Raw genomic sequence first — 26636 nt, forward strand, 5'->3', positions numbered from 1 at the left:
CCCACCTCATCCGCTCAGGGCCGTTCGCGTCCATCAACACCAAGGGCGGATTCCAGACCTTCTCTGCACGTGCGAACCGAACCCTGCCAGATCACGGAAGCGGACACGCCGCCAGGATCGCACTGCGGAACCCCGGGTCACCTACAGGGAGGGCGGAAAGCGGCCTGATGTGGTCGTTCAATTGCTCTTGCAGGATATAAAGAATGGAGCCGTTCGCAAACCTCCACAGCTTGTGTGGAGATAGGTAGTGACGCGACATGATTGATCATGCATAAACTTCAATGAACTCAGGCAGATATTTCATGATAACATTGTCCAAAATTCATGTGCGCGGCTTTCGGCTCCTCGAAGACATCGAAATGTCGGTGGAGGTCGGCTCTACTGTCATCGTCGGGCGCAACAATAGCGGCAAGACGTCGTTGACGGAGGTGCTGGATCATTTTCTCGGCGAACAGGCCGGCAAGTTTAGGCTTGAAGACTTCTCCGCTGGCCTGCGATCAGCTTTCATTTCGAGCAAGGTCGACCGCGACACGGGCGTTCTGCCTGCATCAGAGTTGCTCGAAAAGCTTCCCGCCATTTCTCTGGATCTGACGTTTACATATGGCAAGGGAGGTCTCGGTCCCCTGTCGCCGTTCATCATTGACCTTGATCCGGCCTGCACGACAGCGATTGCGCGGATTGAATACTCCGCGACAATCGCCACAATTGGTGCCCTTCTCGATACGCCAGCCGACCCTGCGGTGCCCCTCTTAATCGAACCGGCTCCGGCAGCCGAACCGGTTGTGCCCGTGGATCCCAATACCGCCTTCTTCAGACATCTTCGGACGGCCATACCCGATGCATATACGTTGCGGGTCTCGGCCATAGATCCGACCGATCCGACAAACCGGCGCACCTTCCAGAGTGCCTCTGAACTCACCGCCCTAATACGTGTCGGGATTGTCCGTGCGCAGCGCACACTCGACCCCGGCAAAAAGGGAGACCCGGAAGTTATCGGAAAACTTCTGAGCCAGCTCTTTAGAACGGCGAACTCCGCTGAGGCGGCGCAATCGGATCAGGACGTTGTCGCGCAGCTCAAGAAATCAGTGTCGCACGTTGAGGCCGCAATGCAGAGCGGCTTTGACACCCAGCTTAAAGGCCTGTTGCCTGCGCTCGGTATGTTCGGTTTTCCAAGTCTCAACGACACGGAGCTGAGACCCCATACCACCATCGATATTGAAAGCGTGCTAACAGACAACACGCGGATCCTCTATTCAGGGTTTGACGGCGTTCATCTGCCAGAGGGCTATAACGGCCTTGGCACGCGGAACCTGATCTACATCCTGCTACAGCTTGAAGCGATCCATAAGGTCTATCGCGGCCTACCCACCCGCCCTGCGGTGCATCTTGTATTCATTGAGGAACCGGAGGCGCATCTTCACCCCCAGATGCAGGAGGTGTTCATTGCCAAGCTGAACGAAGCGGTGGGCGCATTATCTGCCAGGTATCCGGGGGACGGTGTCTGGCCCGCACAGTTTATCGTATCGACCCATTCATCACACCTTGCAAACGCAGCCGCGTTCGAAGCCATTCGATATTTCCTGAATGTCAGCACTCCTATCGCGGGGGTCCGACGGACAAAGGTCAAGGACTTCCGGAAGGGCGCTACGAAAATCCCGGAGCCGGATCGGAAGTTTCTTCAGCAATATATGACCCTTACGAAATGCGATCTTTATTTCGCGGACAAGGCCATTCTCGTCGAGGGCGCAACGGAACGGATCCTTATGCCTCGCATCATCCGGATGATTGATAAAGGGATCGATGCCGCCAAGTGTCTCGGTAGCCAGTATATCACCACTATGGAGATCGGTGGTGCCTACGCGCAGAAGTTTTTTCCGCTGTTGGAATACCTTGAGCTTAAGTCCATCATTGTGACGGATCTGGATGCAGTTCGCCTTGAAGGCGGCAGGCATCGGAAGTGCCTCTGCGCTGAGGCGGGGGGCACATCCAACAGCGCGCTCAAGGCATGGTTCGACAAGCCGGACATTCAGGTGACAGAACTTCTGGCAAAGACTCCTGCAGAGAAAACAAGAGGCTTCTACCGGATTGCCTATCAGATTCCCGAAGAGGGCTCCGCCCATTGTGCGCGCAGCTATGAGGACGCACTAATCCTCGCAAACCTGGCCGATTTCGGAATTGCAGCCGATGCGGATACCGCGAGCAAGGCTTGGGAAGTAGCAAAAGGCTTCGGCAAATCCGAGGAAGCGATCCGGTTCGCAGTGAAGGAGGAAGACTGGAATGTGCCGCGATACATCCGTGAGGGGCTGGTTTGGCTGTCTGAGCCTCCGCCACCCCTGCCTCCTATCCCGCCGCTGATTGAACCGCCAGCTACAATCGAGGTCGCAGCGGAGGCCGAAGAATGATCGCGGCTGTTTCCCCAGCGGTTCAGGCCGCGCAAGCCGCACAGGCACGTGTCAGTGAATGCCTTGATGCCGGGCAAAACTTCCGTCTTGAGGCCGGTGCAGGCGCTGGAAAGACCTTCTCGCTCGTAGAAGCATTGAAGAAGATCATCGCCGAGCGGGGACCCACCTTGATCCGCGCGGGCCAAAAAGTTGCATGCATCACCTACACGGAGGTGGCCCGCAAAGAGATCGCACAGGATATCGAGGATCATCCTGCCATCCTTGTGAATACCATTCACGGCTTTGCCTGGTCCTTCCTGACCCAGCATCAGAAGGCGCTCCGCGAGCTTGTCATCGGCCTTGAGTCGGAACGGGAGCTTGAGGCAATCGCGGCGGGAGGCGGTGTGAAAGACCAGATTGTCGACTATAATCTCGGCTTCTTTGGCATCGACGATAAACGGATCACGCTGCACCATGACCATGTGCCTAAGTTTTTCGCAAAACTGCTGGCTAAGGAAAAGAGCCGCCGCCTCTTCACTGACCTCTATCCCGTGCTTTTCATCGATGAGTATCAGGATACCGATCCGCACGTGATGTCCGCCATCTCCGAGCACTTCTTTACCGCTGGTGAAGGGCCGATAATCGGCCTGTTTGGCGATCACTGGCAAACCATCTACAGAAATGACTTTGAACTGACGAACTTTCCGGATGTGATTGGAATCGACAAGGGCGCGAATTTCAGATCCGTGCCAGCGGTGGTCAATGTGCTGAACAAACTGAGACCGGGTTTGCCGCAGGCTGTCCGGGATCCGAAGGCACCCGGAGAGGCTCGATTCTTCCATTGCAATGACTTCAAGGGCGCACGGCGCGATGACAGCCCCCATAAACTGGACCTGCCGGCGACGGATCATTCGGCGGTGGTGGAGCGCCTGAAGGAGCACCTCACTGCTGACGGCTGGGACTTCGCGCCGAAGCGGACGAAGGTTCTTATGCTGACCCATAATGCCATTGCCGCGAAGCAGGGCTATCCGCGTCTCGCGAAGGTTTTCAAATACAACGATGCCTTCGCGAAGAAAGAGGATGCTGTAATTGCATTCTTTGCGGACGTCGTAGAACCGCTATGCGAAGCATATGAAGCTAAACGATTCGGAAACATGTTCGCACATCTGGGCAGGGCGCCAACGATACGGTCTCTCGATGACAAAGCCAGCTGGGTGAAGGACTTGGATAAGCTCGTGGAACTGAGGCTTAATGGAACGATTGGCGATGTGATCGATTTTCTCCGAGACTCCGCGCGTCCCCGCCTGACAGACCGCATTATGGAACGCGAAGACGAGATTAAGAAGCTTGGACCAGAGCCAACAGACGGCGAATCTAACACACTAAAGAACCATAGGGCATTGCGGTCCGTCCCCTACGCCGAGCTTATAGAGGTGAACCGATTTGTAAGTGGGCATACGCCATTCGCAACCCAGCATAGCGTGAAAGGAGCGCAGTTCGAGAACGTGCTGGTCGTCTTGAGTGGAGGATGGGCTCACTATAACTGGCATAGGTTTCTGGACCAGCTCCACACAGGTGCCATTGGCCCGAAGGAAGAGGGCGGATTTTACCGCGCACGAAACCTATTCTACGTTGCGATATCTCGACCAGAGACGCGTCTGGCAGTTCTGGCAACACAGACACTGAGCCCTGCTGCGCTATCGGCGGTTTCGCATCTTTTTGAACCTGGTAACGTTAGCGCGATTCCGTTTCCGAACTGAAGAACGCGACGTTTGGGACCGGTCACTTGGTCAGCGGCTGCGCCGTCACGAATTGCCGCGCCAGACTGCCTTCAGCCCAAGATAGTTCACCCGTATCAAACGGCCGCTTTGGGGAATGCTGCCCCGCAGCATAAGGCATCGTGGACCGTCCGCAAAGGGCCGGTCGCGACGTACCGACAGGGCGAATGTAAATTTTAAGCTCCCTGCGCGGTCGGGGACCGGCAGAAAACCATCTTCCCTCAATCCTCTGTCCAAGGCACCGCCGCACACGAGAATCCTCGCGTGCAACAGCGCCCTCCCACACCAAGAGAACGAAGACCCTTCACACGCCAACTGACGGTCGGGCCCTCCAGTGCAGCGTCAATCCTCACTGCCGTCTTCGGCCCCCCGTTTCCGCTCAAAGGACATCCACACAAACTCGCCGGTCTTCTTGTTTCTATAGATCGCAACCTTGTCGCGGCGGAGCTTCCGAAACGGCATGTTCTCATGCTGCAACTCGGCGGGGGAAATCTCCCCCCGCGCCAGCCGCTCCTCGTCTCGTTGCCGAGCCCGCGCTTTCTGCCGTTGCCGCTCCTCGAAATCGAAGTACTTGGGACCATCCTCGTCGCGCATGTCAGCCCTCACCCGTGTCGTTGAACACCATACGTTCTCGCCAGGCCGCCAACAGTTCAGCAAGCAGCGACAAGTCATCCAGCGGCCGATACCCAGGCATGTCGATCTGCACGAAGCCGGAAGGTGCCTCGTCCATCCCGAGGCTCTTGGCGATCTTCGCCTCATAGACAGAGAAGGGTTGAGCCAGCGCATACCACCGGGATGCCGTGCGTGCCCAACCCCGGTTGGCGTCAATCGCGACAAGCTGTGAGGTCGTGATCCAACCGCCCGCAAGCGTCGGATGCCCCGACACCATGCCCCAAAGGATTGGTGCGCCGTGGCGAGATACATGGGGTCGCCAGTAGTTCAGCACAGGTGCCTCGGCGAGGTCAGGTTCGGAAGGGCCACCATCGGTGGCTTTGATGGCGGCACGTATCTTTTTGGCCCAGTGGGGCTGCGCAGGTTTCTTGTTCACGGGGAACTCCCAGATTGAAAAAGGCATGATTGATGGACGACGGTGGTCGGGGAGGTCATAGCCATCCCCTCGCGACAGTTCTTCTCAGTGCAACACAGGGCGGTTCACTGCCTGCTCGACAGCATCCAGCATCCGAACGACCGATCTCAGGCTGACGTTGTGCGGGGTCCGGATGGCGTCGATGACCCCCTTGACCGCATCCACGGCATCCTGGGGAAGATCGCGACGCGCCCCTTCCCGGTCCGCAAAGTCGATCAGATGCTCCTGTGTGAGGGCCGTCAATTCGGTGGGAGGGCAACGGCTCAGAAACGGCTCTGACAGACCGCGGAGGGTGTTGGCTGTGAGCACCCACGTGACCCAGGACATGTCGAAAGCAATGCGGAAATACGGACATGACCAGTGGCGCGCGGTAGACCTTTCGAGGAGCGGCAGCAGACCCTCATCCAGAGAATAGCGCTGACCGCCAGTCGTCTGGACATCCCCGGTCTTCTCGATCTCGTCGATCACGATCACAGGATTGGCAATTTGAGACGCCATGATCCCTTCCAGAACCTTACCCGGGCTCGCCGATCCCCAGCCTCGCTGAGACCCCGTCACAGCAAATGGCGCAGGCTCCCCTGTGGCTTCGATGATTGTCGTTGGAGCGGAGAGCAGATCCCCCAGCAGGCGCGCCCAGTGGCTCTTCCCGATCCCTGGCGGACCAACGAGGAGCATCGGCCTCAGACGGGGCGCAGGATCGCCGTTGCGGACCGAAGCGCGCATGTCCCGCCAAAGACGATCGGTGGCAGGTGCCATCCACGGCATGGCGGTATGAATGGCGCTGGCGATCTCGTCGGCGCGATGCTCGGTCTCGACCGGCATCAGCATTGCACCATTCCGGAAGACCTCGAGCCGCGCACGGTCTCTTCTGTCGAGGTGCGCCAACCCGGATTGGTTCGCGACCTTGCGGAGATATTTTTGCGTCCGGCGCTCTATCTTTGCGCGGTCCTCTTCCGACAAGCCCAACTCATCGGGAGGATTCTCCATGTTCTCCCTGTACCGCCACAGGAAACGTTTCAGGCGCGTATTGATCTCGAATTCAGACTGCAGGTTTTCGGGAGGGAACCTGACATCGGCAAACGGTATTCGGGGCATTGGGTGTCCTCTCTGAGCCGGCGCGCCATTCGATTGGCGGCCAACATTTGGCAACGCGGGGCTGCCAGGGGTTTCAGTCAGAGGATCCGGATCCTTGAGAACGTTATGAGAACATGGCGCGTCCTAGGTCAACCTGGGCGCCAAGGAGACTGCCCGGAACGCAAGAATGCCGGACCTCTCGGACCGGCATTCTTCAGATCAAGCAATATCAACGACTTAGCTTCGACTGGTCATTTTATACCCAGCAAGAGTCCGTTTTTTTGGCCGGAATGTCCCTCAATTGCCCGCCGAAACAAGTGGGGCCCAAATTCACCTCAGCCGCATTTGGAATAGCCGCAGGAGGCGCAGGTCATGCAGCCTTCGATCATGCGCATGTCGTATTGGCCACAGGACGAACAGGCCTTGCCGCGCGGTTTTTGGCCCAATACGGCGACCTCGGCTTGCGGGTCGGTTTTCAGGCCCATGCCTTCGCCTTCGATGAACCCGGTCTCGACCAGATGCGTTTCGATCACGCCACCAATCGCCGCCAGGATCGAAGGGATGTACTTGCCCTTCATCCACGCACCTCCGCGCGGATCGAATACGGCTTTGAGCTCTTCGACCACGAAAGACACATCGCCGCCGCGCCGGAACACCGCCGAAATCATCCGCGTCAAAGCCACGGTCCAGGCGAAATGTTCCATATTCTTGGAGTTGATGAAAATCTCGAACGGACGACGATGCCCGCCATGGACGATGTCATTGATGGTGACATAGATCGCGTGCTCAGAATCCGGCCATTTGAGTTTATAGGTATTGCCTTCAAGCTGTTGCGGGCGATCGAGCGGCTCAGAGAGATAGACGACTTCGGCGCCTTCATCGGATTCGGGTGTCGCTTCCGAGGTTTCAGACACAGACAAAACCGAGCCCGTCACATCGTTCGGACGATAGGTGGTGCAGCCCTTACAGCCGCTGTCCCACGCCGCCATATAGACCTCTTTGAAATCGTCAAAAGAGATGTCTTCCGGGCAGTTGATGGTTTTGGAAATTGAGCTATCGACCCATTTCTGCGCCGCCGCCTGCATCCGCACGTGATCCAGCGGCGCGAGCGTTTGGGCATTGACGAAATACTCCGGCAATTCCGCATCCGCGCCGAATTTGTCTCGGTACATTTTGACAGCATAATCGACGACCTCTTCTTCGGTGCGCGAGCCATCTTTTTGCAAAACTTTGCGGGTGTAAGCATAGGCGAACACCGGCTCGATCCCCGACGAGACGTTGCCGGCATAGAGAGAAATCGTCCCGGTCGGCGCGATCGAGGTCAGCAAGGCATTGCGAATACCGTTCTCACGGATCGCATCTTTGACGTCCTGATCCATGTCTATCAACGACCCGGAGGCCAGATATTTATCTGCGTCAAACAGCGGGAAAGCCCCCTTTTCCTTAGCCAAGCCAGCCGAGGCCAGATAGGCCGCGCGGGCGATCATTTTGAGCCATTTTTCACAGGTCGCGGCGGCCTCTTCGGAGCCATAGCGCTGACCGATCATCAACAAAGCGTCGGCAAGCCCGGTGACCCCAAGGCCAATGCGACGTTTGGCGGCGGCTTCTTGGGCTTGTTGTTCAAGCGGGAAGCGCGAGGCATCAACCACATTGTCCATCATCCGCACGGCGGTGGCGACCAGATCAGACAGCTTTGCCTCATCCATCTCCGCGCCTGGCGCAAACGGGTTTGCGACCAAAGTGGCCAAGTTGATCGAGCCCAAAAGACAGGCACCATAAGGTGGCAAAGGCTGCTCGCCACAGGGGTTGGTCGCCGCAATGGTCTCGACGTAATTCAGGTTGTTGAGTTTGTTGATCCGGTCGATGAAAATCACGCCCGGCTCGGCGTAGTCATAGGTGCCCTTCATGATCTTGTTCCAAAGATCGCGCGCCTCAACCGTGTGATAAACCTTGCCGCCGAATTTCAGATCCCAAGAACCATCGGCCTTAACCGCTTCCATAAAATCATCGGTGATCAGGACCGAGAGGTTGAACATGCGCAACCGGGCGGCGTCTTGTTTGGCCTCGATGAAATGCTCAATGTCAGGGTGATCGCAGCGCATTGTCGCCATCATCGCGCCGCGACGCGACCCCGCCGACATGATCGTGCGGCACATCGCATCCCACACATCCATGAAGGACAGCGGGCCAGAGGCATCCGCTGCCACGCCCATCACATCCGCGCCTTTGGGGCGAATGGTGGAAAAGTCATAGCCGATGCCGCCGCCTTGCTGCATGGTCAAAGCGGCCTCTTTGAGCATGTCAAAAATGCCGCCCATGCTGTCAGGGATCGTGCCCATGACGAAACAGTTGAACAGAGTCACAGTGCGGCCCGTGCCAGCACCTGCCAAAATCCGACCTGCGGGCAGGAATTTGAAATCCTCAAGCGCACCGTAGAACTTTTCTTCCCACGCCGCGCTGTCTTTTTCGACAGAGGCCAGCGATCGTGCAACGCGGCGCCAACTGTCTTCGACGGTCAGATCAATCGCTTTTCCGCCCGCCTCTTTCAGACGATATTTCATATCCCAAATTTGTTCGGCGATGGGGGCGGCAAAACGTGTCATGTGCAAGGGTCCGATTTTGTTCGAGTCAGCGGTTTAGAGAGCGGGATGTATCGTGCTATAGGTCCAAGATCAACGCGCAAGACGTCCAAATGTGGGTTGAATATTTTGTGTGCAGATCTAATTTGAACACCACAGGTAGGGGTAGATGATGTCCGACTACATAAATCTAGTAAAACTTTGCGTGGGTGTCGACAGTTTTGATCAGCTCCAAGCCTATATTGACGCCACCCCCGGCGAGGCGCGCGGCCATGTCACGCGGATGTGGCCGAAACAAGAGGACGCGCTTTTGAATGGCGGGTCGCTTTATTGGGTCATCAAGGGCGTGATTCAGGCCCGTCAGCACGTCACTGGCCTCGAAGAAGTGATCGGCGCGGATGGCGTGCGGCGCTGTCGCATCGTCTTGGCCAAACCTTTGATTCGCACCCAAAATGCCACCCGACGCCCGTTCCAAGGCTGGCGCTACCTCAAACCCGAAGACGCCCCCGCGGACCTGCCCAAGGGCCGCGAAAGCGAACAAGAATTGCCGCCAGAACTGGCACAAACCTTGGCCGAGATTGGATTGATTTGAAGCGTCTCAGGCGCAGGCCCCCGCCTCAGTCCCCCATCCCCAACATCTCTTTGAGCGCCACCATGGTTGCCCGCGTGTCATCAGACCAGGCGGCTGTGCGGCTTTTGAACAGGGTCGCTTGGGATTTATGCACCGGCTCGCAATTGAGAATTTTGAGGTGATTGGCGCGCAGAGTTTCGCCCGTTGACGTGATGTCAGCGATGGCTTCCGCGGTCAGGTTTTTCACCGTGCCTTCGGTCGCGCCTTGCGAATCAACCAGTTGATAATCGGCCACGCCGTTGGTTTTCAAAAACTCCCGCACGAGGTGGTGGTATTTGGTGGCAATGCGCATGCGAAAGCCATGACGGGCGCGAAAAGCGGCGGCGGCGGCGTCGAGATCGTCGAGCGTATCGACATCAACCCAGGCTTTCGGCACCGCGATGATCAGATCGGCATGACCAAATCCCATCGGTGCGATTTCGATCACCTTGCTGTCCCACGCGGCCAGTTTATCACGCACCAGATCGGAGCCTGTAACGCCCAAATGAATGCGCCCGGCCGCCAATTCACGCGGAATTTCAGAGGCGGACAACAGAACCAATTCCACTCCCTCAATGCCCTCGACCACGCCGGAATACTCGCGTTCAGCGCCCGCCCGCGACAGGGTCACCCCCGCCTGCGCGAACCATTCAAAAGTCTTTTCCATCAACCGGCCCTTGGAGGGCACGCCCAGTTTGACAACCATCACGCGTCTCCTTTCAGAGCCAACATCAAGCCGGGGCGCATCACCCCACCCACGGCCGGAATAGAGCGCCCCTGCCCCAAAACGGCGGTGAGCGCATCATAGCGCCCGCCGGTGGCCACGGGCGGCAAATCCGGGCGGCCTTCGGCGTAAAAGCCAAAGACAAACCCATCGTAATATTCCATCGAGGTGCGGCCATAGGAGGCCTCGAATTCGAGATGTTCGACATCGACACCACGCGCCGCCATCGCATCGGCGCGACGGCTCAACCGGATCACGGCCTCAGAGATCGCGGGCATATCCACCACGATGTCGCGCAACGCAGAAAGCACATTAGGCACGGTTTCTTTCAACGAAAGAATGTCGTCGAGCAGCTCAATTTCGGTCTCGGAAATTGACGGCTCATTGGCGTCTTCTTTCAACGCCAGAATACGCGCGTCAATCTCGGATTGGGTGCGCAAGCCGATAAAGGGCGCCTCAGCCTCCGCCAGATTGGCGGTCACACGTTCGAGGTTTTGCTGACGCAAATCTGTACCGCCCTCGGAAAACCGGGTCATCAGCGCGCGAAACCGGCGGGGCCGCCAGATGTGGCGCAACAGGGCCGCGCGTCGGCGTTCGGTGGTCTTAAGACCCCGCACGGCGGCCACCAGAATGCCAATGTCGCCTGTAGCAGCACGCAGATCATAGCCCGCAAGCGCATCGGAAAAAGCGGCAAAGACTTCGGCATCGGCATCGGCGGGATTGGCGCCGTCAAAGACCTCATAGCCGACCTGAATATACTCATTGGCGCGCTCGGGCATCACCTCTTGTTTGCGAAACACTTCGCCCGCATAGGTGTAACGCGCCGGTTCGGCGCCGTCCGACATATGGGCCTGCACCACGGGCACGGTAAAATCCGGGCGCAGCATCATTTCGCCGCGATCCGGGTCCGAGGTCATGTAAGCGCGGGCGCGGATATCTTCGCCGTAGAGGTCCAAAAGCACCTCTGCAGGCAGCAGAACATCCATCTCGACCGGATGCGCGCCCTTGGCCTCAAACCCCGATTTCAGGCGTGCGGCCTCGGCGCGCACGGCGGCTTTTGGAATGTCTGTACGGGGCATCAGGAATAGCCTTCAATGATTTCGCGCACCTTGGCGACCATCTCGCCACGGGGCACTTCGAATTGGTTCGGGCGATCTTTCCATTCCTCAAGCGAGGCGTTTTCCGCCAGTTTGGTGCCAAGGATCAGGTCCTTGATCTGCACCACGCCTTTGGCCTCTTCATCGCCACCTTGAATGATCGCCACCGGGCTCATCCGCTTGTCGGCGTATTTGAGTTGGTTGCCAAAATTCTTGGGATTGCCAAGGTAGACCTCGGCGCGAATGCCCGCTTGGCGCAATTCCGTGACCATCGCCATGTAATCATTCATCCGGTCGCGATCCATCACCGTGACCACAACCGGGCCTTGCGCGGTTGCACCCATCCGGCCCTTGGCGGTCAGTGCGGCCAAAAGCCGATCGACGCCGATGGACATGCCCGTGGCCGGGACCTCTTGGCCGGTAAAGCGTTTGACCAGATCGTCATAGCGACCGCCGCCCGCAACCGAACCAAAATCGCGCACCCGGCCTTTTTCATCTTCGATTTTAAAGGTCAGTTCGGCCTCATAAACCGGGCCGGTGTAATAGCCCAAGCCCCGCACAACCGCCGGATCAATCACGATACGATCCGGGCCGTAGCCCTGCCCGGCCAGAAGATTGGCGATCTGCCGCAGTTCATCGACGCCATCAATGCCGGTTTGTGCCCCTTCGACCAACGCGCCAAGACGCGCAATCGTCGCATCGTTGTCCACTTGGCGACCGTTGACGAAGCCCAAGATCAGTTCGACCTGCGTGGTCGCAAGTCCCGCACCTTTGGTGAAATCGCCGCTTTCGTCTTTGCGGCCTTCGGTCAGCAAAGCCATAACGCCCTCGTCACCAAATTTGTCGTGCTTATCAATCGTACGTAACACGATGCCGCGCACATCAGAGAATTCCTCGGTGTCGGGCAGCCCAGCCGCCTCCAACACGCCGTCCAAAACCTTGCGGTTGTTGACGCGAATGATGTAATCGCCGCGGGGAATACCAACGGCCTCAAGCGTGTCCGACAGCATGGCGCAAATCTCGGCATCCGCGGCCACGGACGGCGCGCCCACAGTGTCCGCATCGCATTGATAAAACTGACGGAACCGCCCCGGACCGGGCTTTTCATTGCGCCAGACTGGCCCCATCGCGTAACGGCGATAGGGCGAGGGCAACTCATTGCGATACTGCGCGGCCACGCGGGCCAAAGGCGCGGTCATGTCATAGCGCAGCGCCAGCCAATCGCCGGGCTTTTCCGCTTCGGGTTCCTCTTGCCAGGCAAAGACCCCCACATTCGGGCGATCCACATCGGGCAGGAATTTGCCAAGCGCCTCAACCGTCTCCACCGCCGAGGTTTCGAGCGCCTCAAAGCCGTAGAGATGATAGACCGCCGCAATCTGATCGAGCATGGCTTTGCGTTCGGTCACCTCGGTGCCAAAATAATCGCGAAAGCCTTTGGGCGTGATCGCCTTGGGGCGTGGGGTTTTCTTGGGCTTGGCCATGGCCTGTCCTTTACGTCTGTCACGGGATGCGGCATAGCCCACGGGGGCCAAAGGGGCAAGCCGGGGACCGCATCCGACGGGTGAAAACCGGGACAAACCGCCGTATCATTGGAACGCAGGTCAGATTACGTAATGATGACGTCACAGGGAGAGCCAGAATGAGCACTGAAAATCGCACCCTCGCGCTTGAGGAACAGGTCGCGCATCTGAGCAAAACGGTGGATGAGCTGTCCGATATTGTCGCCCGGCAAGAACGTGAGATCGAAGTGATCGGTCGGCGTCTTGGGATGTTGATGCAGGCGGAGGCGGTGCGTCAGTCCGATGGCGAGGGCACCGTGGCCTTGGCCGATCAACGCCCACCACATTGGTAAAAATCATATTTCCCGAAGGAAAATGGAGCTGAATCTGACGCGCTTCAACGGATTTCTTCGGACATGACATCGCCATTGTGGAGCAACAGTTCCAGCCACCCTTTCGGCGCACCAAAGGTCGGATAGACCGACACAAAGGCCAGTTGTTTTTCCAAAAGCCCGACCTTATTCGCCGGGCAGCGTTGTTTGCGCTTCACGCCACAGGTTGCGGATTTGATCGCCTCATAGCTTTTGTCGGCCTTGGTCCATTCGCGGTCATTGCTCTCGGAATAGCGCAATACCTCATGCAGGTCGGCCGCCCCAAACATCACCAAAGCCGCCGTCACCTGACGCGGACAGCCATCGGCAAAGCCGGTGATAAACTGTGTCCTTGGCCCGGTGTTGGCCGGGTCGGTATCAAAAAGCCGCCAAACGGTCGCGCCCTCACGCGGGAACTGATCGACCTCGCGCCCCATGTTGCGTTTGTTGGCGCCGCACGCGATGCCAACCTCACCAAAGGGCAGGATCTCGCCGGGCTGTACCGTAGCCTTCGGTGAGTCATGGCTGGCTTTGGGCTTCAAAAATCCAAACAGCGGCTTGTTCGGCGCTGCAGAGACTGTGGGCGCTTGGATCTCAGGGGGGGCGCCAAGGGACTCGGGGGTCTCATCTGGCGCGCGAAGCACGGCGGGAACGCCATGCGTCTCTGGCCGCGCCACAAAGGATTCCGGTTCAGCGGGCGCAGCGGGGTGTTTCGGTTTCAAGAACGCAAAGAACCCGCCTGTTTTCGCCTCTTTGGTCACAGCAGATTTGGTCTCAGCCTCCTGCGTCTCTTCCGGCACCTCCAAAACCGCCGCCCCATCGACCGTCTCAGGCATCGCAATCAACGTCGCGCTCTGCTCGGGGGATGTGCCCGTCACCACCTCAATCTCGGTGCCGCTCAAAGGCGAGGCCTCGGGTGATGCAGGCTTCAAAAAGGCGAAAAGTCCCTTTGGCTGACCCGGCTTTTCACCAGTCTCGACGGTGTCCTCGGTTTCGGCGGCCTCTGCGGCGGCGGCAAAGGCACGGGACAATTGCGCCTGAGAGAGGCCAGCGGCGGGGACGTCCGTGTTCGAAATCGGCGGGTCTGTCGGGCTCTGAAGCTGACAGCCAGACAAGGCCACGCTGGCCGCCAGCACATAAACCGAAAGCCTCGCCGCCATCACAGATCCTCCACCATCACAACCCCGTCGAGCGATTTGATCGCTCCTTTGATTTCGGGCGTTATAACAAAGGACTGTGGAATGTCGATGTCCACTTCGTTGGGATAATCCGGCGCCATGATGCAAAAGGCCACAGCCCCGCGCGCCGGTTGCTTGGCTTCGCGGGTGGTGCGGGTCAACAGATCGCCGACCTGCGCAATCGCCACCACATCGTCACAGAAAATCCGCAAGCCCGCGCCCCCCGCATCGGCCACGACGGCTTCCATCGGACCGACCGAGCGAATGGTCGGGTCGAATTGGCCATCGTTGAACCGCCCTTCCAGCGTGACAACGACCTTATCCGTGGTTTCAAACACCTGTCTTGAGCTGTCGAAATCGTCTTTGCGCGGGAACATGGCGATGCCGGACAATTGCCCGGTGCTGTCGGAGATATTCATGCGGAAATAGCGCGTGCCTTTGCCCGATTTCATCTCGCGAAAGCCCGACACCATGACACCGACCTTGACGATGGCGGAGCCTTCAGCCTCGGCCTTGGCTTGGGCATCAGCGATAGTGCCGATTTTCTTGCGTCTCAAAGCGCTGGCGTAGTCGTCCAACGGGTGACCGGAGAGGAAAAACCCGATGGCCTTTTGCTCTTCCATCAGTCGCTCAGAGGCCACCCAGTCGCTGACCGGGGACAGCCGCGGTTCGGGCAGGTCGTCACCCGCCTCGCCAAACAGCGACACCTGGTTCGAGGCCTTTTGGTCATGGATCGCAGCGGAATATTGCACCAAAGGATCGAGGCTCTCGAACACCCGGCGACGATTCGGGTCCAAAAGATCAAATGCGCCCGCCCGCGCCAGCATTTCCAAAGGCCGCTTGCCAACCCGTTTCAAATCGACCCGGCGGGCAAAATCAAACAGGGTGACGAACGGCTTGCCCGCCTCCCGCGCCCGCACAATCAATTGCATCGCCTCGCCACCAACGTTTTTGAGCGCGCCCAGCGCGTAGACCAGTTTTTGATCGACCACATCGAACGTCGCCAAAGATCGGTTCACGCAGGGCGGAATGATCTCGATCTCAAGGCCGCGGCGGACCTCTTCGGCATAGATCGCCAATTTGTCGGTGAGGTGAATATCGCAATTCATGACGCCGGCCATGAATTCAACAGGGTGGTTCGCCTTCAACCAGCCGGTTTGATAGGACACTACCGCATAGGCCGCCGCGTGGGATTTGTTGAAGCCGTAGTTGGCGAATTTTTCCAACAGGTCGAAGACTTCAGAGGCTTTTTTCTTATCGACGCCGTTTTGCGCCGCCCCCGCCTCGAATTTCGGGCGCTCGGCGTCCATCGCCTCTTTGATCTTTTTCCCCATGGCACGGCGCAACAAATCCGCACCGCCAAGCGAATAGCCCGCCATGACCTGAGCGATCTGCATCACCTGTTCCTGGTAGACGATGATGCCTTGGGTCTCGGCCAGAATGTGATCAATCGTCGGATGCACCGATTCCAATTTCTTGCGCCCGTGTTTCACGTCGCAGTAGGTCGGAATGTTTTCCATCGGACCGGGACGATAGAGCGCCACAAGCGCCACGATGTCCTCGATACAGGTCGGTTTCATCTGGCGCAGCGCGGTCATCATGCCCGAGCTCTCCACCTGAAACACCGCGACCGTTTTGGCGTCTGAATAGAGCTTATAGGTTTTGTCATCATCCAGCGGGATGAGGTTGATCTCATTTTCCGCGCCCTCGGGCGGCTCATAGAGCGTGGTGCCGTCGGCCGCGATGTGCAAAGGCCGACCCGATTTGAAAATCAGGTTCATCGCCGATTGGATCACGGTCAGGGTTTTGAGACCCAAAAAGTCAAATTTCACCAAACCAGCCTGTTCGACCCATTTCATATTGAACTGGGTCGCGGGCATGTCGGAGCGCGGATCTTGGTAAAGCGGCACCAATTCGTCAATTGGACGGTCGCCAATCACCACACCGGCCGCGTGGGTGGAGGCGTTGCGCAACAGGCCCTCGACCTGTTGGCCATAGGTCAAAAGCCGGTCGACGACCTCTTCGTTTTTGGCCTCTTCGCGCAGGCGCGGCTCGTCGATCAGCGCTTGGTGAATGGAGACGGGTTTGACTCCCTCCACCGGGATCAGTTTTGACAGGCGGTCCACCTGACCATAGGGCATTTGCAACACCCGACCGATGTCGCGCACGGCAGCTTTGGACAAAAGCGCACCAAAGGTGATGATCTGACCGACCTTGTCGCGACCGTATTTTTGCTGAACGTAGCGGATCACCTCTTCGCGGCGATCCATGCAAAAGTCGATGTCAAAGTCAGGCATCGACACACGTTCGGGATTCAAGAACCGTTCGAACAGCAAGGAATAGCGCAGCGGATCAAGATCGGTCACGGTCAGCACATAGGCGACGAGCGAGCCCGCCCCGGAGCCGCGACCCGGCCCCACCGGGATGCCTTGTTCTTTGCCCCATTTGATAAAATCCGCCACGATCAGAAAGTAGCCGGGAAAGCCCATCTGCTCGATGATGCCAAGCTCGAATTTCAGTCGCGCATCATATTCCTCGCGCGGGGCAGCGGGTTCGATCACCGCCAAACGGGCCTCAAGCCCCTCCCACGCCTGTTTGCGCAGCTCCTCGACCTCGTCATCGGCGAATTTCGGCAAAATCGGATCACGCTTATAGGCCTTGAACGCGCATCGTTTGGCGATTTCCACCGTATTTTCAATCGCTTCCGGCAGGTCGGCAAAGAGTGCGGCCATTTCCGCAGGGGATTTGAAATAATGCTGATCGGTCAGCCGCCGACGCGGCTCGGACTGGTCAACATAGGCCCCTTCCGCGATACAAATCAGCGCATCATGGGCCTCATACATCTCCGCTTTCGGGAAATAGACATCATTGGTCGCCACCAAAGGCAGACCCAAATCATAGGCCCATTCCACGAAAGACCGCTCGGTTGCCCGCTCGGCCTCGGTGTGCTGACCATCTTCGCCCGGATGGCGTTGCAGCTCGACGTAAAGCCGGTTTGGATAAATCTCTTTGAAGCGCTGCAACAGCGCGCGGGCCTGTGGTTGGTGATGCTCGGTGATCATCCGCCCAATCGGGCCCAGTGCGCCGCCGGTGAGACAAATCACCCCCTCAGAATAGCGTTCCAACTCCTCCACCGTAACCTGCGGCAGGGCACCGTGTTTGTCGATGTAAAGGCAGGAATTGAGCTTCATCAGATGCTCATAGCCCTGCTCATTTTGCGCCAGCAATACGACCGGCGCCGGGGGTTTGGCTTTTTCGCCCGGCTCGCCTTCGGCAAAGGCCACATCCACCTGACAGCCAATGATCGGCTGAACCCCGGCACCTTTGGCGTATTCGGAAAACTCCAGCGCGCAAAACAGATTGTTGGTGTCGGTGACAGCCACCGCAGGCATGCCCATATCGGAGACCATGCCGCTTAATTTCTTAAGCCGCATTGCGCCTTCGAGAAGCGAATATTCGGTATGGACCCGAAGATGGATGAAGGAGGGACTGCTCATTTGTGGCATAAGCTAACGCATGGCGACAACCGCCGCCAAGTGCAAAACGCCTCTTGTCCACAGCTCATTCCACGGCCCCAAAGCGCTCAGTTTTTCACCAAACGTTCAAACTCTATGCAGGAGCAGCGTCGGAATCCCTTGCAAATTGCCGCTCATCCCGGTTTCCTTGGCCGGAAGGGCACGCGTTTTCCACCGCATCGGACGCGTCTGTCATAAAGAGAAAGCGGTAGGTCTGACACGATGGAGATCACTTTTCGGCTCAACGGCGAGATTGTTCGCACCCGCGAACCTGCAACCCGCACCTTACTGGATTACCTGCGCGAAGGGCGTGGCCTATGTGGCACCAAAGAGGGCTGCAACGAAGGCGATTGTGGGGCCTGCACCGTGATGGTCGAGGATGAAAGTGGCAAAAAGCCGCTGAACGCCTGTATCCTGTTCCTGCCGCAGCTTCACGGAAAATCCGTCACCACGGTCGAAGGCCTGTCCAAAGGCGACACGTTGCACCCGGTGCAAAGCGCGATGATCGAAGAACACGGCAGCCAATGCGGCTTTTGCACCCCCGGCTTTATCATGTCGATGGCCACGGCGCATGCGCGCGGCGAGACCAGCCACGAAGACATTCTTGCGGGCAATCTGTGTCGCTGTACCGGCTATGCGCCGATCCTGCGCGCCGCGAAAAAGGCCGAATCCGCGCCTGTGCCCGAAGGCTTTGAACATATCCCCTTTGCCGCCCCCGCCGTGGTGCAGCGCCCGGAAACGGTGGACGAATTGGCCGCGCTCTACGCCCTGCGCCCCACTGCGACCTTGATTGCCGGGGCCACCGATGTCGGGCTTTGGGTGACCAAACAGATGCGCGATTTGGACGAGGTGATTTTCCTGAACGGCGTCAGTGATCTCAAGGGCATCACCGAGACGGACGACGCGTTTGAGATCAAAGCCATGACCCCTATCGCCGATCTCATCGCCCTGTTCAAACCCTATGCGCCCTCGCTGTCGGAGATGTTCCGCCGCTTTGCCTCGACCCAAGTCCGCGCCGCCGCCACATTGGGCGGCAATATCGCCAACGGATCACCGATTGGCGACAGCCCGCCGCCGCTGATTGCCGCCGGGGCCACCGTGACCCTGCGCAAAGGCGAGGATCAGCGCACAATTCCGCTCGAAGCCTTCTTTATCGCCTATGGCAAGCAGGACCGTCAGCCCTCTGAATTTGTCGAAAGCATCACCGTGCCCAAAGCTGGACTGGCCAATCTTGCCGTTTACAAGCTCTCGAAACGCTTCGACCAAGACATTTCCGCCGTCTGCGGCGCATTCAATATCGCGGTTGAGGACGGGATCGTTCGCAGCGCAGTGATCGCCTTTGGCGGCATGGCAGGCACCCCCGCGCGGGCCAGAACCGTTGAAGCGGCTTTGATCGGTCAGCCCTGGAATGAGGCCACGATTGCCGCCGCGCTGCCCGTCTTTGCCGAGGATTACACCCCGATGAGCGACATGCGCGCCTCGGCCGGTTATCGCCTGACAGCAGCGCAAAACATGCTGCGTCGGCTTTATGCCGAACGCTCCGGCCTCGCCACCTCGGTCCTCTCGATCAAGGAGGGCGTGTAATGTCTGTTGGGTCTTCGCATCCCCATGACGCCGCCCGCCTGCATGTCTCGGGTCAGGCCCGCTATATTGATGACATCCCGCTGCCCGCAGGCACGCTGCATCTGGCCTTTGGACTTTCCTCAGTGGCCCACGGGGACATCACGGCGATGGACCTGTCGCGCGTGCGCGCCGCCCCCGGTGTGGTCCGCGTTTATACAGCGGAAGATTTTGGCGATCATATCCCCGATTGTTCGCCCTCTCTGGGGGATGAACCTCTGCTCACCGCCACCACTGTCCAATATATTGGCCAGCCGGTGTTCTTGGTGGTCGCGACCTCACATCATGCCGCGCGCAAAGCCGCCACGCTGGGCAAGATCATCTATGATGAGAAACCCGCGCTGTTTGGCTATGACGAGGCTCTGGCGGCGGAGAGCCGGTTTGAAGATGGCCCACGCATTTACAGCTGTGGTGACGCAGCCGAGGCGATCAAATCCGCCGCCCATGTGATCGAGGGGACGCTGCACATGGGCGGCCAAGAGCATTTCTACCTCGAAGGCCAAGCCGCCGCCGCCCTGCCACAAGAGGGTGGGGATATGGTGGTCTATGCCTCGACCCAACACCCATCCGAAATCCAACACAAGGTCGCCCATGCGCTGCATGTCCCGATGCACGCGGTGCGGGTTGAAACCCGGCGGATGGGCGGCGGGTTTGGCGGCAAGGAATCACAGGGTAACTGGCTTGCCATCGCCTGCGCCATCGCCGCGCGCGACACGGGCAAGCCCTGTAAAATGCGCTATGACCGCGATGACGACATGATCATCACTGGCAAACGCCACGATTTCCGCATCTCCTATACCTGCGGATTTGATGAACACGGTCGCATTGAGGGCATCGAGTTTGTCCAGGTCACGCGGGCCGGATGGTCGATGGACCTGACCCTGCCCGTGGCCGACCGCGCCATGTTGCACGCAGACAATGCCTATTTCCTGCCCAATGCGCGGATTGAAAGCCATCGGTTGAAAACCAATTCGCAATCCAACACTGCCTATCGCGGCTTTGGCGGCCCGCAGGGCGTGTTGGGGATTGAGCGTGTGGTCGATCATATCGCGCACACGTTGGGCCGTGATCCGACCGAGGTGCGGCGGCTGAATTATTATGACGAAATGGTGGTTCCGACGGCGGGCGAAGGTCTGCCCGAAGATCATGTGCTCTCGCTGGATGGCGATCCTTTGTCGCGTGGCGGTGCGGAGACGGACACCGGGCACGGCGCCCATGCTGGCGGGCAACTCACGCCGCGCGGAAAGCTCACACCCTATGGTCAGGAGGTTGAGGATTTCATCCTTCATGCCATGACTGAACGGCTTTTGAAGGACGCCGATTATGCCGCGCGCAAAAAGGCGGTGGCAAAATGGAACGCCGAGAACCCGATCATCAAAAAGGGCCTTGGGATTTCGCCGGTGAAATTCGGCATCTCCTTCACCCTCACCCACCTCAATCAGGCGGGCGCCTTGGTGCATGTCTATAATGACGGCTCGATCCATATGAACCATGGCGGCACGGAAATGGGTCAGGGCCTGTTCCTGAAAGTCGCGCAGGTCGCGGCTCAGGCCTTTGGCGTCTCGGTCGAGACCGTCAAAATCACCGCCACAGACACCGGGAAAGTCCCCAACACCTCCGCCACCGCCGCCTCGTCTGGCACCGATTTGAACGGCATGGCGGTCAAGAACGCCTGTGACGCGATCCGCACGCGGATTGAGGTGTTTATCCTTGAACGGTTTGGCGAAAGCGAGGTCACATGGGCCGAGGGACGTGTGCGCTTTGGCCCTCATGACATGGCATTCTCGGAGATCGTCAGCCTCGCCTATATGAACCGTGTCAGCCTGTCCTCGACCGGATTTTACAAAACGCCAAAGATCGAATGGGACCGGATTGCGGGCAAGGGGCGACCGTTTTTCTACTTTGCCCATGGCATTGCGATCACAGAAGTGGCGCTCGACACGCTCACCGGCGAAAACCGCATTTTGCGCGCTGATATTTTGCATGACGCGGGCGCATCGCTCAATCCCGCAATTGACAAAGGTCAGATCGAGGGCGGCTATGTACAGGGTGCAGGATGGTTGACCACCGAGGAATTGTGGTGGGATGCCAAGGGGTTGCTGAAAACCCACGCGCCCTCCACCTATAAAATCCCGGCCTGCTCTGACGCGCCCGACGTGTTCAACGTCGCGCTCTGGGATGGGCGCAACCGCGAGGATACGATTTATCGCTCCAAAGCAGTGGGCGAGCCGCCGTTTATGTTGGGGATTTCGGCGTTCTTGGCGCTCTCGGATGCCTGCGCCGCCTGTGGGCCAAACTATCCGGCACTCAACGCCCCCGCCACACCCGAAGAATTGCTCAACGCCATCGCGCGAGCCCGCGGATGAGTTTTGATCGCGACGCTTTGGCCCAAGCCATCGCCCAACATGGGCGGGTGGCGCGGGTGGTTGTGGCCGAGGTCCAAGGCTCTGCCCCGCGCGAGGTTGGCGCGGCAATGTTGGTTTGGGCCACGCCGGAGGGGTTTGGCCAATCGGGCACGATTGGCGGTGGAACATTGGAATTTGAGGCCGCGAAAGCCGCGTTTTGCGCACCGCGCCTGAACCGTCTGCCACTTGGCCCCGCAATGGGGCAATGTTGCGGTGGGGCGGTGACGCTTTTGACCGAAGTCTTTGACACCGTTGAGGATATTCCACAGGACATTTATGCGCGTGGTCCCGGCGAGATGCCGTTTGCGGTCAAGAAGGTCCTCGGCTTGGCGCGCGCACAAGGGGTTTTGAAACCCGCGCGTCATGGCGACTGGATGATCGAACCGGTCCGACGCGCCACCCGCCCGCTTTGGGTCTGGGGTGCCGGGCATGTCGGTCGTGCCATCGTCAACACCCTCGCCCCCCTGCCCGATTTTGCCATCACATGGGTCGACACCGGGGCTGATCGGTTCCCTGACCATATCCCCGAAACCGTCGATCCCCTGATCGCGGCTCATCCCGAAAACGTGGTGCATCACGCGGCTGCACATGCCGAACATCTGATTTTGACCTACTCCCACGCGCTGGATCTGGAGCTGTGTCATCGGCTTTTGAACCATGGCTTTGGCTTTGTCGGGTTGATCGGCTCACGCACGAAATGGGCGCGATTTCGCGGACGGCTGCACGATTTAGGGCATTTAGATGGCCAAATTGACCGCATTTTCTGTCCAATTGGGCAACCGTCCTTAGGGAAACATCCACAAGCCATTGCGATTGGGGTGGCCGCAAGCCTAATCTCATCCACAGAGATCGCAGACTCTTACGGGGAACAGACAGGGTGACAGAGCTATTGAAACTCTCGGGGCTGACGCGCCAATATCCCGGCGTGCGCGCCAATGATGACGTGTCCTTTTCCATCGGAGCCGGTCAGGTTCACGCGCTTTTGGGCGAAAACGGTGCAGGCAAATCCACGCTGGTGAAAATGATTTACGGGCTGGAAAAACCGGATGCGGGATCAATGCAACTGCGCGGCACGCCCTATGCACCCAACAATCCACAAGCGGCGCGGGCCTCAGGCGTGGCGATGGTGTTTCAACATTTCTCGCTGTTCGAGGCGCTTAATGTGGCCGAAAACGTCGCGCTTGGGATGGAAAACCCGCCGAAAATGCACGCTTTGGCACAGTCCATTCGCGAGGTGTCCGACGCCTACGGCTTGCCGCTCGACCCGGACCGGATTGTTGGCGATTTGTCGGCAGGCGAACGGCAACGGGTTGAGATCATCCGCTGTCTTTTGCAAGACCCCAAACTGTTGATCATGGATGAACCGACATCGGTTTTGACCCCGCAAGAGGTTGAAATCCTGTTCAAAACCCTGCGCAAATTGCAATCTGAAGGCACCTCGATCCTCTATATCTCCCACAAGCTCGAAGAAATTCGGGCGCTCTGTGATGGGGCAACAATCCTGCGTCTGGGCAAGGTGGTGGGAGAATGTGACCCCAAGGTCACGACCGCACGAGACATGGCCGAGATGATGGTGGGGCAGATATTGCATGTACCATCGCGCGAGGGCGGGGAAACGGGTGACGTGTTGCTGGATGTTCAAGGGCTCGATTTTGCTCCGGCCAACCCGTTTGGCACCCGGTTGAAAAACGTGTCTCTGAGCCTGCGCGCAGGTGAGGTGCTTGGCATCGGCGGCGTGGCAGGAAACGGCCAGGACGAGCTTTTGTCGGTGCTCTCGGGCGAGGCGAAAACCAGCAAAGGTGCGATCTCCTATTGCGGTCAAGACATCAGTGGCCTTGGCCCAAATGCCCGGCGTAAAATCGGCCTTTTGGCTGCGCCAGAAGAGCGCCTCGGCCATGCCGCAGCACCCAATATGAGCCTGACGGAAAACGCGGTTTTGACCGGAAATATCCGCAAGAAACTAAGCAAAAACAATTTTGTAAACTGGAAGAAAACCGAAGCGTTTGCCCGCGACATCATCGCGAAATTCGATGTGCGCACCCCCGGCCCCGACTCGGCTGCGCGCTCATTGTCGGGGGGTAATTTGCAGAAATTCGTCATCGGCCGCGAAGTGCTCCAAGACCCGACCGTGTTGGTAGTGAACCAACCGACATGGGGCGTGGATGCGTCCGCGGCGGCGGCGATCCGGCAATCGCTTTTGGACCTCGCGGCCAAGGGCGCGGGGGTGATCGTGATCTCACAGGACCTCGATGAATTGATGGAAATTTCGGACCATTTCGCCGCCCTCAACGAAGGCAAATTGACCGCGCCCCGTGTTGCCAAAGGCCTGACCGTCGATGAGATCGGGATGATGATGGGTGGGGCACATGATTTGGAAGAGGTCGCACCATGATCAAATTCGTCAAACGCCCCGAGCCCTCGAAAGCCTGGACCATCGCGACGCCGATTTTGGCGGTGATCCTGACCATGATCTTGGGCGGGGTTTTGTTTGCGTTGATGGGCAAAGACCCGTTTGCCGCCATTCGCACCATTTTTTGGGACCCGCTGTTCAACGACCAATTCGCCGCCTATTCGCGACCGCAACTTTTGGTCAAAGCCGCCCCGCTGATCCTGATCGCGATCGGGTTGAGCCTTGGGTTCAAGGCCGGGATTTGGAACATCGGCGCCGAGGGGCAATATATCATGGGCGCGCTTGCGGGCGCGGCTGTGGGATTGGCGTTTTACCCGACGGACGCATGGTGGATTTTCCCTCTGATGGTGATCGCGGGGGGAATTGGCGGTTTCTTATGGGCGATGATCCCGGCGATTTTGAAGACCCGGTTCAACACCAACGAAATCCTTGTGTCCTTGATGTTGGTCTACATCGCCGAACAGCTTTTGGCCTCGGCGGCGCTGAGTTGGCTGCGCAACCCGGAGGGCAACGGCTTTCCCGGATCGCGCAACCTGAGCCAGATCCCGGCAATGTCGAACCCGGAATTGATCGCGGGCACGGGCACGCATTGGGGCGTCGTCGCAGCCTTTGCCGCCGTGGTTGCGGCCTATGTGTTGATCAACAAACATATGTTGGGATTTCAAATTCGCCTGACCGGCGAAAGCCCACGCGCGGCGCGGTTTGCAGGCGTCAAAGACAAACTTTTGGTGTTGTTTTGCCTCGGCACGGCAGGCGTGCTGTCGGGCTTGGCCGGGTTGTTTGAGGTCACCGGCCCCGCCGGGCAAATCTCCATCGACTTTGGCGCAGGCTACGGCTTCACTGCCATCATCGTCGCCTTCCTGGGGCGCTTGCACCCGGTTGGCATCCTCTTGGCGGGGCTGTTATTGGCGCTGACCTTCATCGGCGGCGAATTGGCGCAATTCATGTTGGGCCTGCCCTCTGCCTCGATCCAAGTGTTCCAAGGCATGTTGCTGATGACACTTTTGGGGATGGATATTTTCGTCAACTACCGCTTGATGGTCGTCAAAAAGGAGGCTCTGTGATGCCCTCTTCTCGTGTCTGGTTTTTACTTGCGGCCTTAGGGACCCTGATCCCGTGGATCTTTTTCGGAAGCTGGTTTGCAACCAACGGCTTTGCCCCGATCTCTTTCTTGCTAGACCTATTCGCCAATGGGGCCGCAGGCGGTTTTTCAGCCGACGTGCTGATCTCCATAGCTGTTTTCTGGATTTGGTCCTATTTCGATGCACGTCGTGAAGGCGTGGCACGATGGTGGCTGGTCTTGCCTGCGGGCTCCACTGTTGGGCTTTCATTGGCCCTACCGCTCTATCTTGGTTTGCGTGAAAAGGAGGCCATGTGATGGATTTCGGCTCAATCAATCCCGTCGTCCTATTGGCCTCTCTCATGGTCGCCTCAACTCCGATCCTATTGGCGGCTTTGGGCGAAATGGTGGTGGAAAAATCCGGGGTGTTGAACCTTGGGGTCGAGGGCATGATGATCACCGGCGCGGTCTGTGGATTTATTGTGGCCGTCGAGAGCGGATCACCAACTTTGGGCTTTATCGCGGCGGCCCTTGGCGGCATGGCACTGTCGATGGTGTTTGCGCTTTTGACCCAGGTGTTTTTGACCACACAGGTGCCCGCTGGGCTTGCGCTGACCTTGATGGGCGTGGGCTTGGCCTCGCTTCTAGGACAGAATTATCAAGGCCTTAAACCGCCTCCGGTGACCGACCTGAACATTCCCGGCCTGGATCACATCCCGGTCATTGGCCCGATCCTGTTTCAACATGACATGATAGTTTATGTGAGCCTCTTGTCGATTGCCGGCGTCTGGGCGTTTTTGAAATATAGCCGGGCTGGGCTGATCCTGCGCGCAGTGGGCGAAAACCATTCGGCGGCCCATGCGCTTGGCTATCCGGTGCGGATGGTGCGGATCGTCGCGATTGGATTTGGTGGCGCGATGGCCGGGCTTGGCGGCGCGTACATCAGCCTTATCCGGGTGCCGCAATGGACCGATGGGATCACCGCGGGCTATGGCTGGATCGCTTTGGCGATTGTGGTGTTTGCCAGTTGGAAAGCCTGGCGGATTTTAATCGGCGCTTATCTTTTTGGTGGGATCACGGTGTTGCAATTGAACCTGCAAGCCGCTGGGGCGAAGGTTCCGGTGGAGCTTTTGTCGATGTCACCCTTTCTTGCGACGATTGTGGTTCTTGTTGTTATTTCCGCGCGCAGGCATGGTGCGAGCAACGCGCCCGCCATGTTGGGCCGGATTTTTCACGCCTCGCACTGAG

20 protein-coding genes are annotated in these 26636 nt (G+C 58.5%); 11 read left to right on the forward strand and 9 right to left on the reverse strand.

Going from position 1 to position 26636, the window contains the following annotated elements:
• The first annotated feature begins 302 nt into the window (after positions 1-302).
• Together B30_RS16605 and B30_RS16610 are read left to right on the forward strand one after the other, a co-directional pair.
• On the forward strand, positions 303-2402 hold the full coding sequence (locus B30_RS16605; protein WP_009573302.1) for an ATP-dependent nuclease: 2100 nt from the start codon (positions 303-305) through the stop codon (positions 2400-2402).
• The gene (locus B30_RS16610; protein WP_009573303.1) at positions 2399-4141 is read left to right on the forward strand and encodes a UvrD-helicase domain-containing protein; all 1743 of its coding nucleotides are present in this window, start codon (positions 2399-2401) and stop codon (positions 4139-4141) included. Before B30_RS16605 ends, B30_RS16610 begins: the two co-directional genes overlap by 4 nt.
• Positions 4142-4501: 360 nt before the next feature.
• On the opposite strand, the gene B30_RS16615 is transcribed toward B30_RS16610, so the two are convergent.
• From B30_RS16615 to B30_RS16630, 4 genes are all read right to left on the reverse strand, one after another.
• Positions 4502-4753 (reverse strand): hypothetical protein, encoded by a 252-nt coding sequence (locus B30_RS16615; protein ID WP_009573304.1) that lies wholly within the window; start codon positions 4751-4753, stop codon positions 4502-4504.
• 1 nt (position 4754) lies between these two features.
• On the reverse strand, positions 4755-5207 hold the full coding sequence (locus B30_RS16620; protein WP_009573305.1) for a DUF6634 family protein: 453 nt from the start codon (positions 5205-5207) through the stop codon (positions 4755-4757).
• An 84-nt stretch (positions 5208-5291) separates the two neighbouring features.
• Positions 5292-6341, reverse strand: coding sequence for an AAA family ATPase (locus B30_RS16625; RefSeq protein WP_009573306.1), 1050 nt, complete (start codon positions 6339-6341; stop codon positions 5292-5294).
• Positions 6342-6655: 314 nt separating this feature from the next.
• Positions 6656-8923, reverse strand: a complete 2268-nt coding sequence (locus B30_RS16630; protein WP_009573307.1) for an adenosylcobalamin-dependent ribonucleoside-diphosphate reductase — start codon at positions 8921-8923, stop codon at positions 6656-6658.
• A 148-nt stretch (positions 8924-9071) separates the two neighbouring features.
• Between B30_RS16630 and B30_RS16635 the strand changes: the two genes are divergently transcribed.
• On the forward strand, positions 9072-9491 hold the full coding sequence (locus tag B30_RS16635) for a DUF1489 family protein (protein ID WP_040402835.1): 420 nt from the start codon (positions 9072-9074) through the stop codon (positions 9489-9491).
• Positions 9492-9516: 25 nt separating this feature from the next.
• Here the strand turns inward: B30_RS16635 and hisG are convergent, their stop codons facing one another.
• The 3 genes from hisG to hisS are packed head-to-tail and all read right to left on the reverse strand — an operon-like array spanning position 9517 to position 12811.
• A complete protein-coding gene (gene hisG, locus B30_RS16640) occupies positions 9517-10215 on the reverse strand; it encodes an ATP phosphoribosyltransferase (protein WP_009573309.1) in 699 nt (232 codons plus the stop codon).
• Complete coding sequence (locus tag B30_RS16645) at positions 10215-11312, reverse strand: ATP phosphoribosyltransferase regulatory subunit (protein ID WP_009573310.1); 1098 nt, start codon at positions 11310-11312, stop codon at positions 10215-10217. The genes hisG and B30_RS16645 overlap by 1 nt, the downstream gene beginning before the upstream one ends.
• Positions 11312-12811, reverse strand: a complete 1500-nt coding sequence (hisS, locus tag B30_RS16650; protein WP_009573311.1) for a histidine--tRNA ligase — start codon at positions 12809-12811, stop codon at positions 11312-11314. Before hisS ends, B30_RS16645 begins: the two co-directional genes overlap by 1 nt.
• Positions 12812-12969: 158 nt before the next feature.
• Here hisS and B30_RS16655 point away from each other — a divergent pair, with 158 nt between their 5' ends.
• The gene (locus B30_RS16655; protein ID WP_009573312.1) at positions 12970-13182 is read left to right on the forward strand and encodes a SlyX family protein; all 213 of its coding nucleotides are present in this window, start codon (positions 12970-12972) and stop codon (positions 13180-13182) included.
• Between the two features lie 44 nt (positions 13183-13226).
• On the opposite strand, the gene B30_RS16660 is transcribed toward B30_RS16655, so the two are convergent.
• Together B30_RS16660 and dnaE are read right to left on the reverse strand one after the other, a co-directional pair.
• Positions 13227-14360 carry a hypothetical protein gene (locus B30_RS16660; RefSeq protein ID WP_009573313.1) on the reverse strand — a complete coding sequence of 378 codons (1134 nt, stop codon included), beginning with the start codon at positions 14358-14360 and terminating at the stop codon, positions 13227-13229.
• On the reverse strand, positions 14360-17875 hold the full coding sequence (dnaE, locus tag B30_RS16665; protein ID WP_040402837.1) for a DNA polymerase III subunit alpha: 3516 nt from the start codon (positions 17873-17875) through the stop codon (positions 14360-14362). The genes B30_RS16660 and dnaE overlap by 1 nt, the downstream gene beginning before the upstream one ends.
• A gap of 240 nt (positions 17876-18115) precedes the next feature.
• Between dnaE and xdhA the strand changes: the two genes are divergently transcribed.
• Genes xdhA through B30_RS16700 form a run of 7 tightly spaced genes read left to right on the forward strand, consistent with a single transcriptional unit; the run spans position 18116 to position 26635 of the window.
• Positions 18116-19477 (forward strand): xanthine dehydrogenase small subunit, encoded by a 1362-nt coding sequence (gene xdhA, locus B30_RS16670; protein ID WP_009573315.1) that lies wholly within the window; start codon positions 18116-18118, stop codon positions 19475-19477.
• Entirely contained in the window at positions 19477-21879 is a 2403-nt protein-coding gene (gene xdhB, locus B30_RS16675; RefSeq protein WP_009573316.1) for a xanthine dehydrogenase molybdopterin binding subunit, read from the forward strand. Before xdhA ends, xdhB begins: the two co-directional genes overlap by 1 nt.
• On the forward strand, positions 21876-22799 hold the full coding sequence (gene xdhC / locus B30_RS16680; protein WP_009573317.1) for a xanthine dehydrogenase accessory protein XdhC: 924 nt from the start codon (positions 21876-21878) through the stop codon (positions 22797-22799). Before xdhB ends, xdhC begins: the two co-directional genes overlap by 4 nt.
• On the forward strand, positions 22796-24310 hold the full coding sequence (locus B30_RS16685) for an ABC transporter ATP-binding protein (protein ID WP_009573318.1): 1515 nt from the start codon (positions 22796-22798) through the stop codon (positions 24308-24310). The genes xdhC and B30_RS16685 overlap by 4 nt, the downstream gene beginning before the upstream one ends.
• Positions 24307-25392 (forward strand): ABC transporter permease, encoded by a 1086-nt coding sequence (locus B30_RS16690; protein ID WP_009573319.1) that lies wholly within the window; start codon positions 24307-24309, stop codon positions 25390-25392. The genes B30_RS16685 and B30_RS16690 overlap by 4 nt, the downstream gene beginning before the upstream one ends.
• Complete coding sequence (locus B30_RS16695; RefSeq protein WP_009573320.1) at positions 25392-25706, forward strand: DUF2834 domain-containing protein; 315 nt, start codon at positions 25392-25394, stop codon at positions 25704-25706. Before B30_RS16690 ends, B30_RS16695 begins: the two co-directional genes overlap by 1 nt.
• The gene (locus tag B30_RS16700) at positions 25706-26635 is read left to right on the forward strand and encodes an ABC transporter permease (protein WP_009573321.1); all 930 of its coding nucleotides are present in this window, start codon (positions 25706-25708) and stop codon (positions 26633-26635) included. The genes B30_RS16695 and B30_RS16700 overlap by 1 nt, the downstream gene beginning before the upstream one ends.
• Position 26636: the final 1 nt, after the last annotated feature.

The organism is Celeribacter baekdonensis B30, assembly GCF_000299875.1.
GTDB classification, from domain to species: Bacteria; Pseudomonadota; Alphaproteobacteria; order Rhodobacterales; family Rhodobacteraceae; genus Celeribacter; species Celeribacter baekdonensis_A.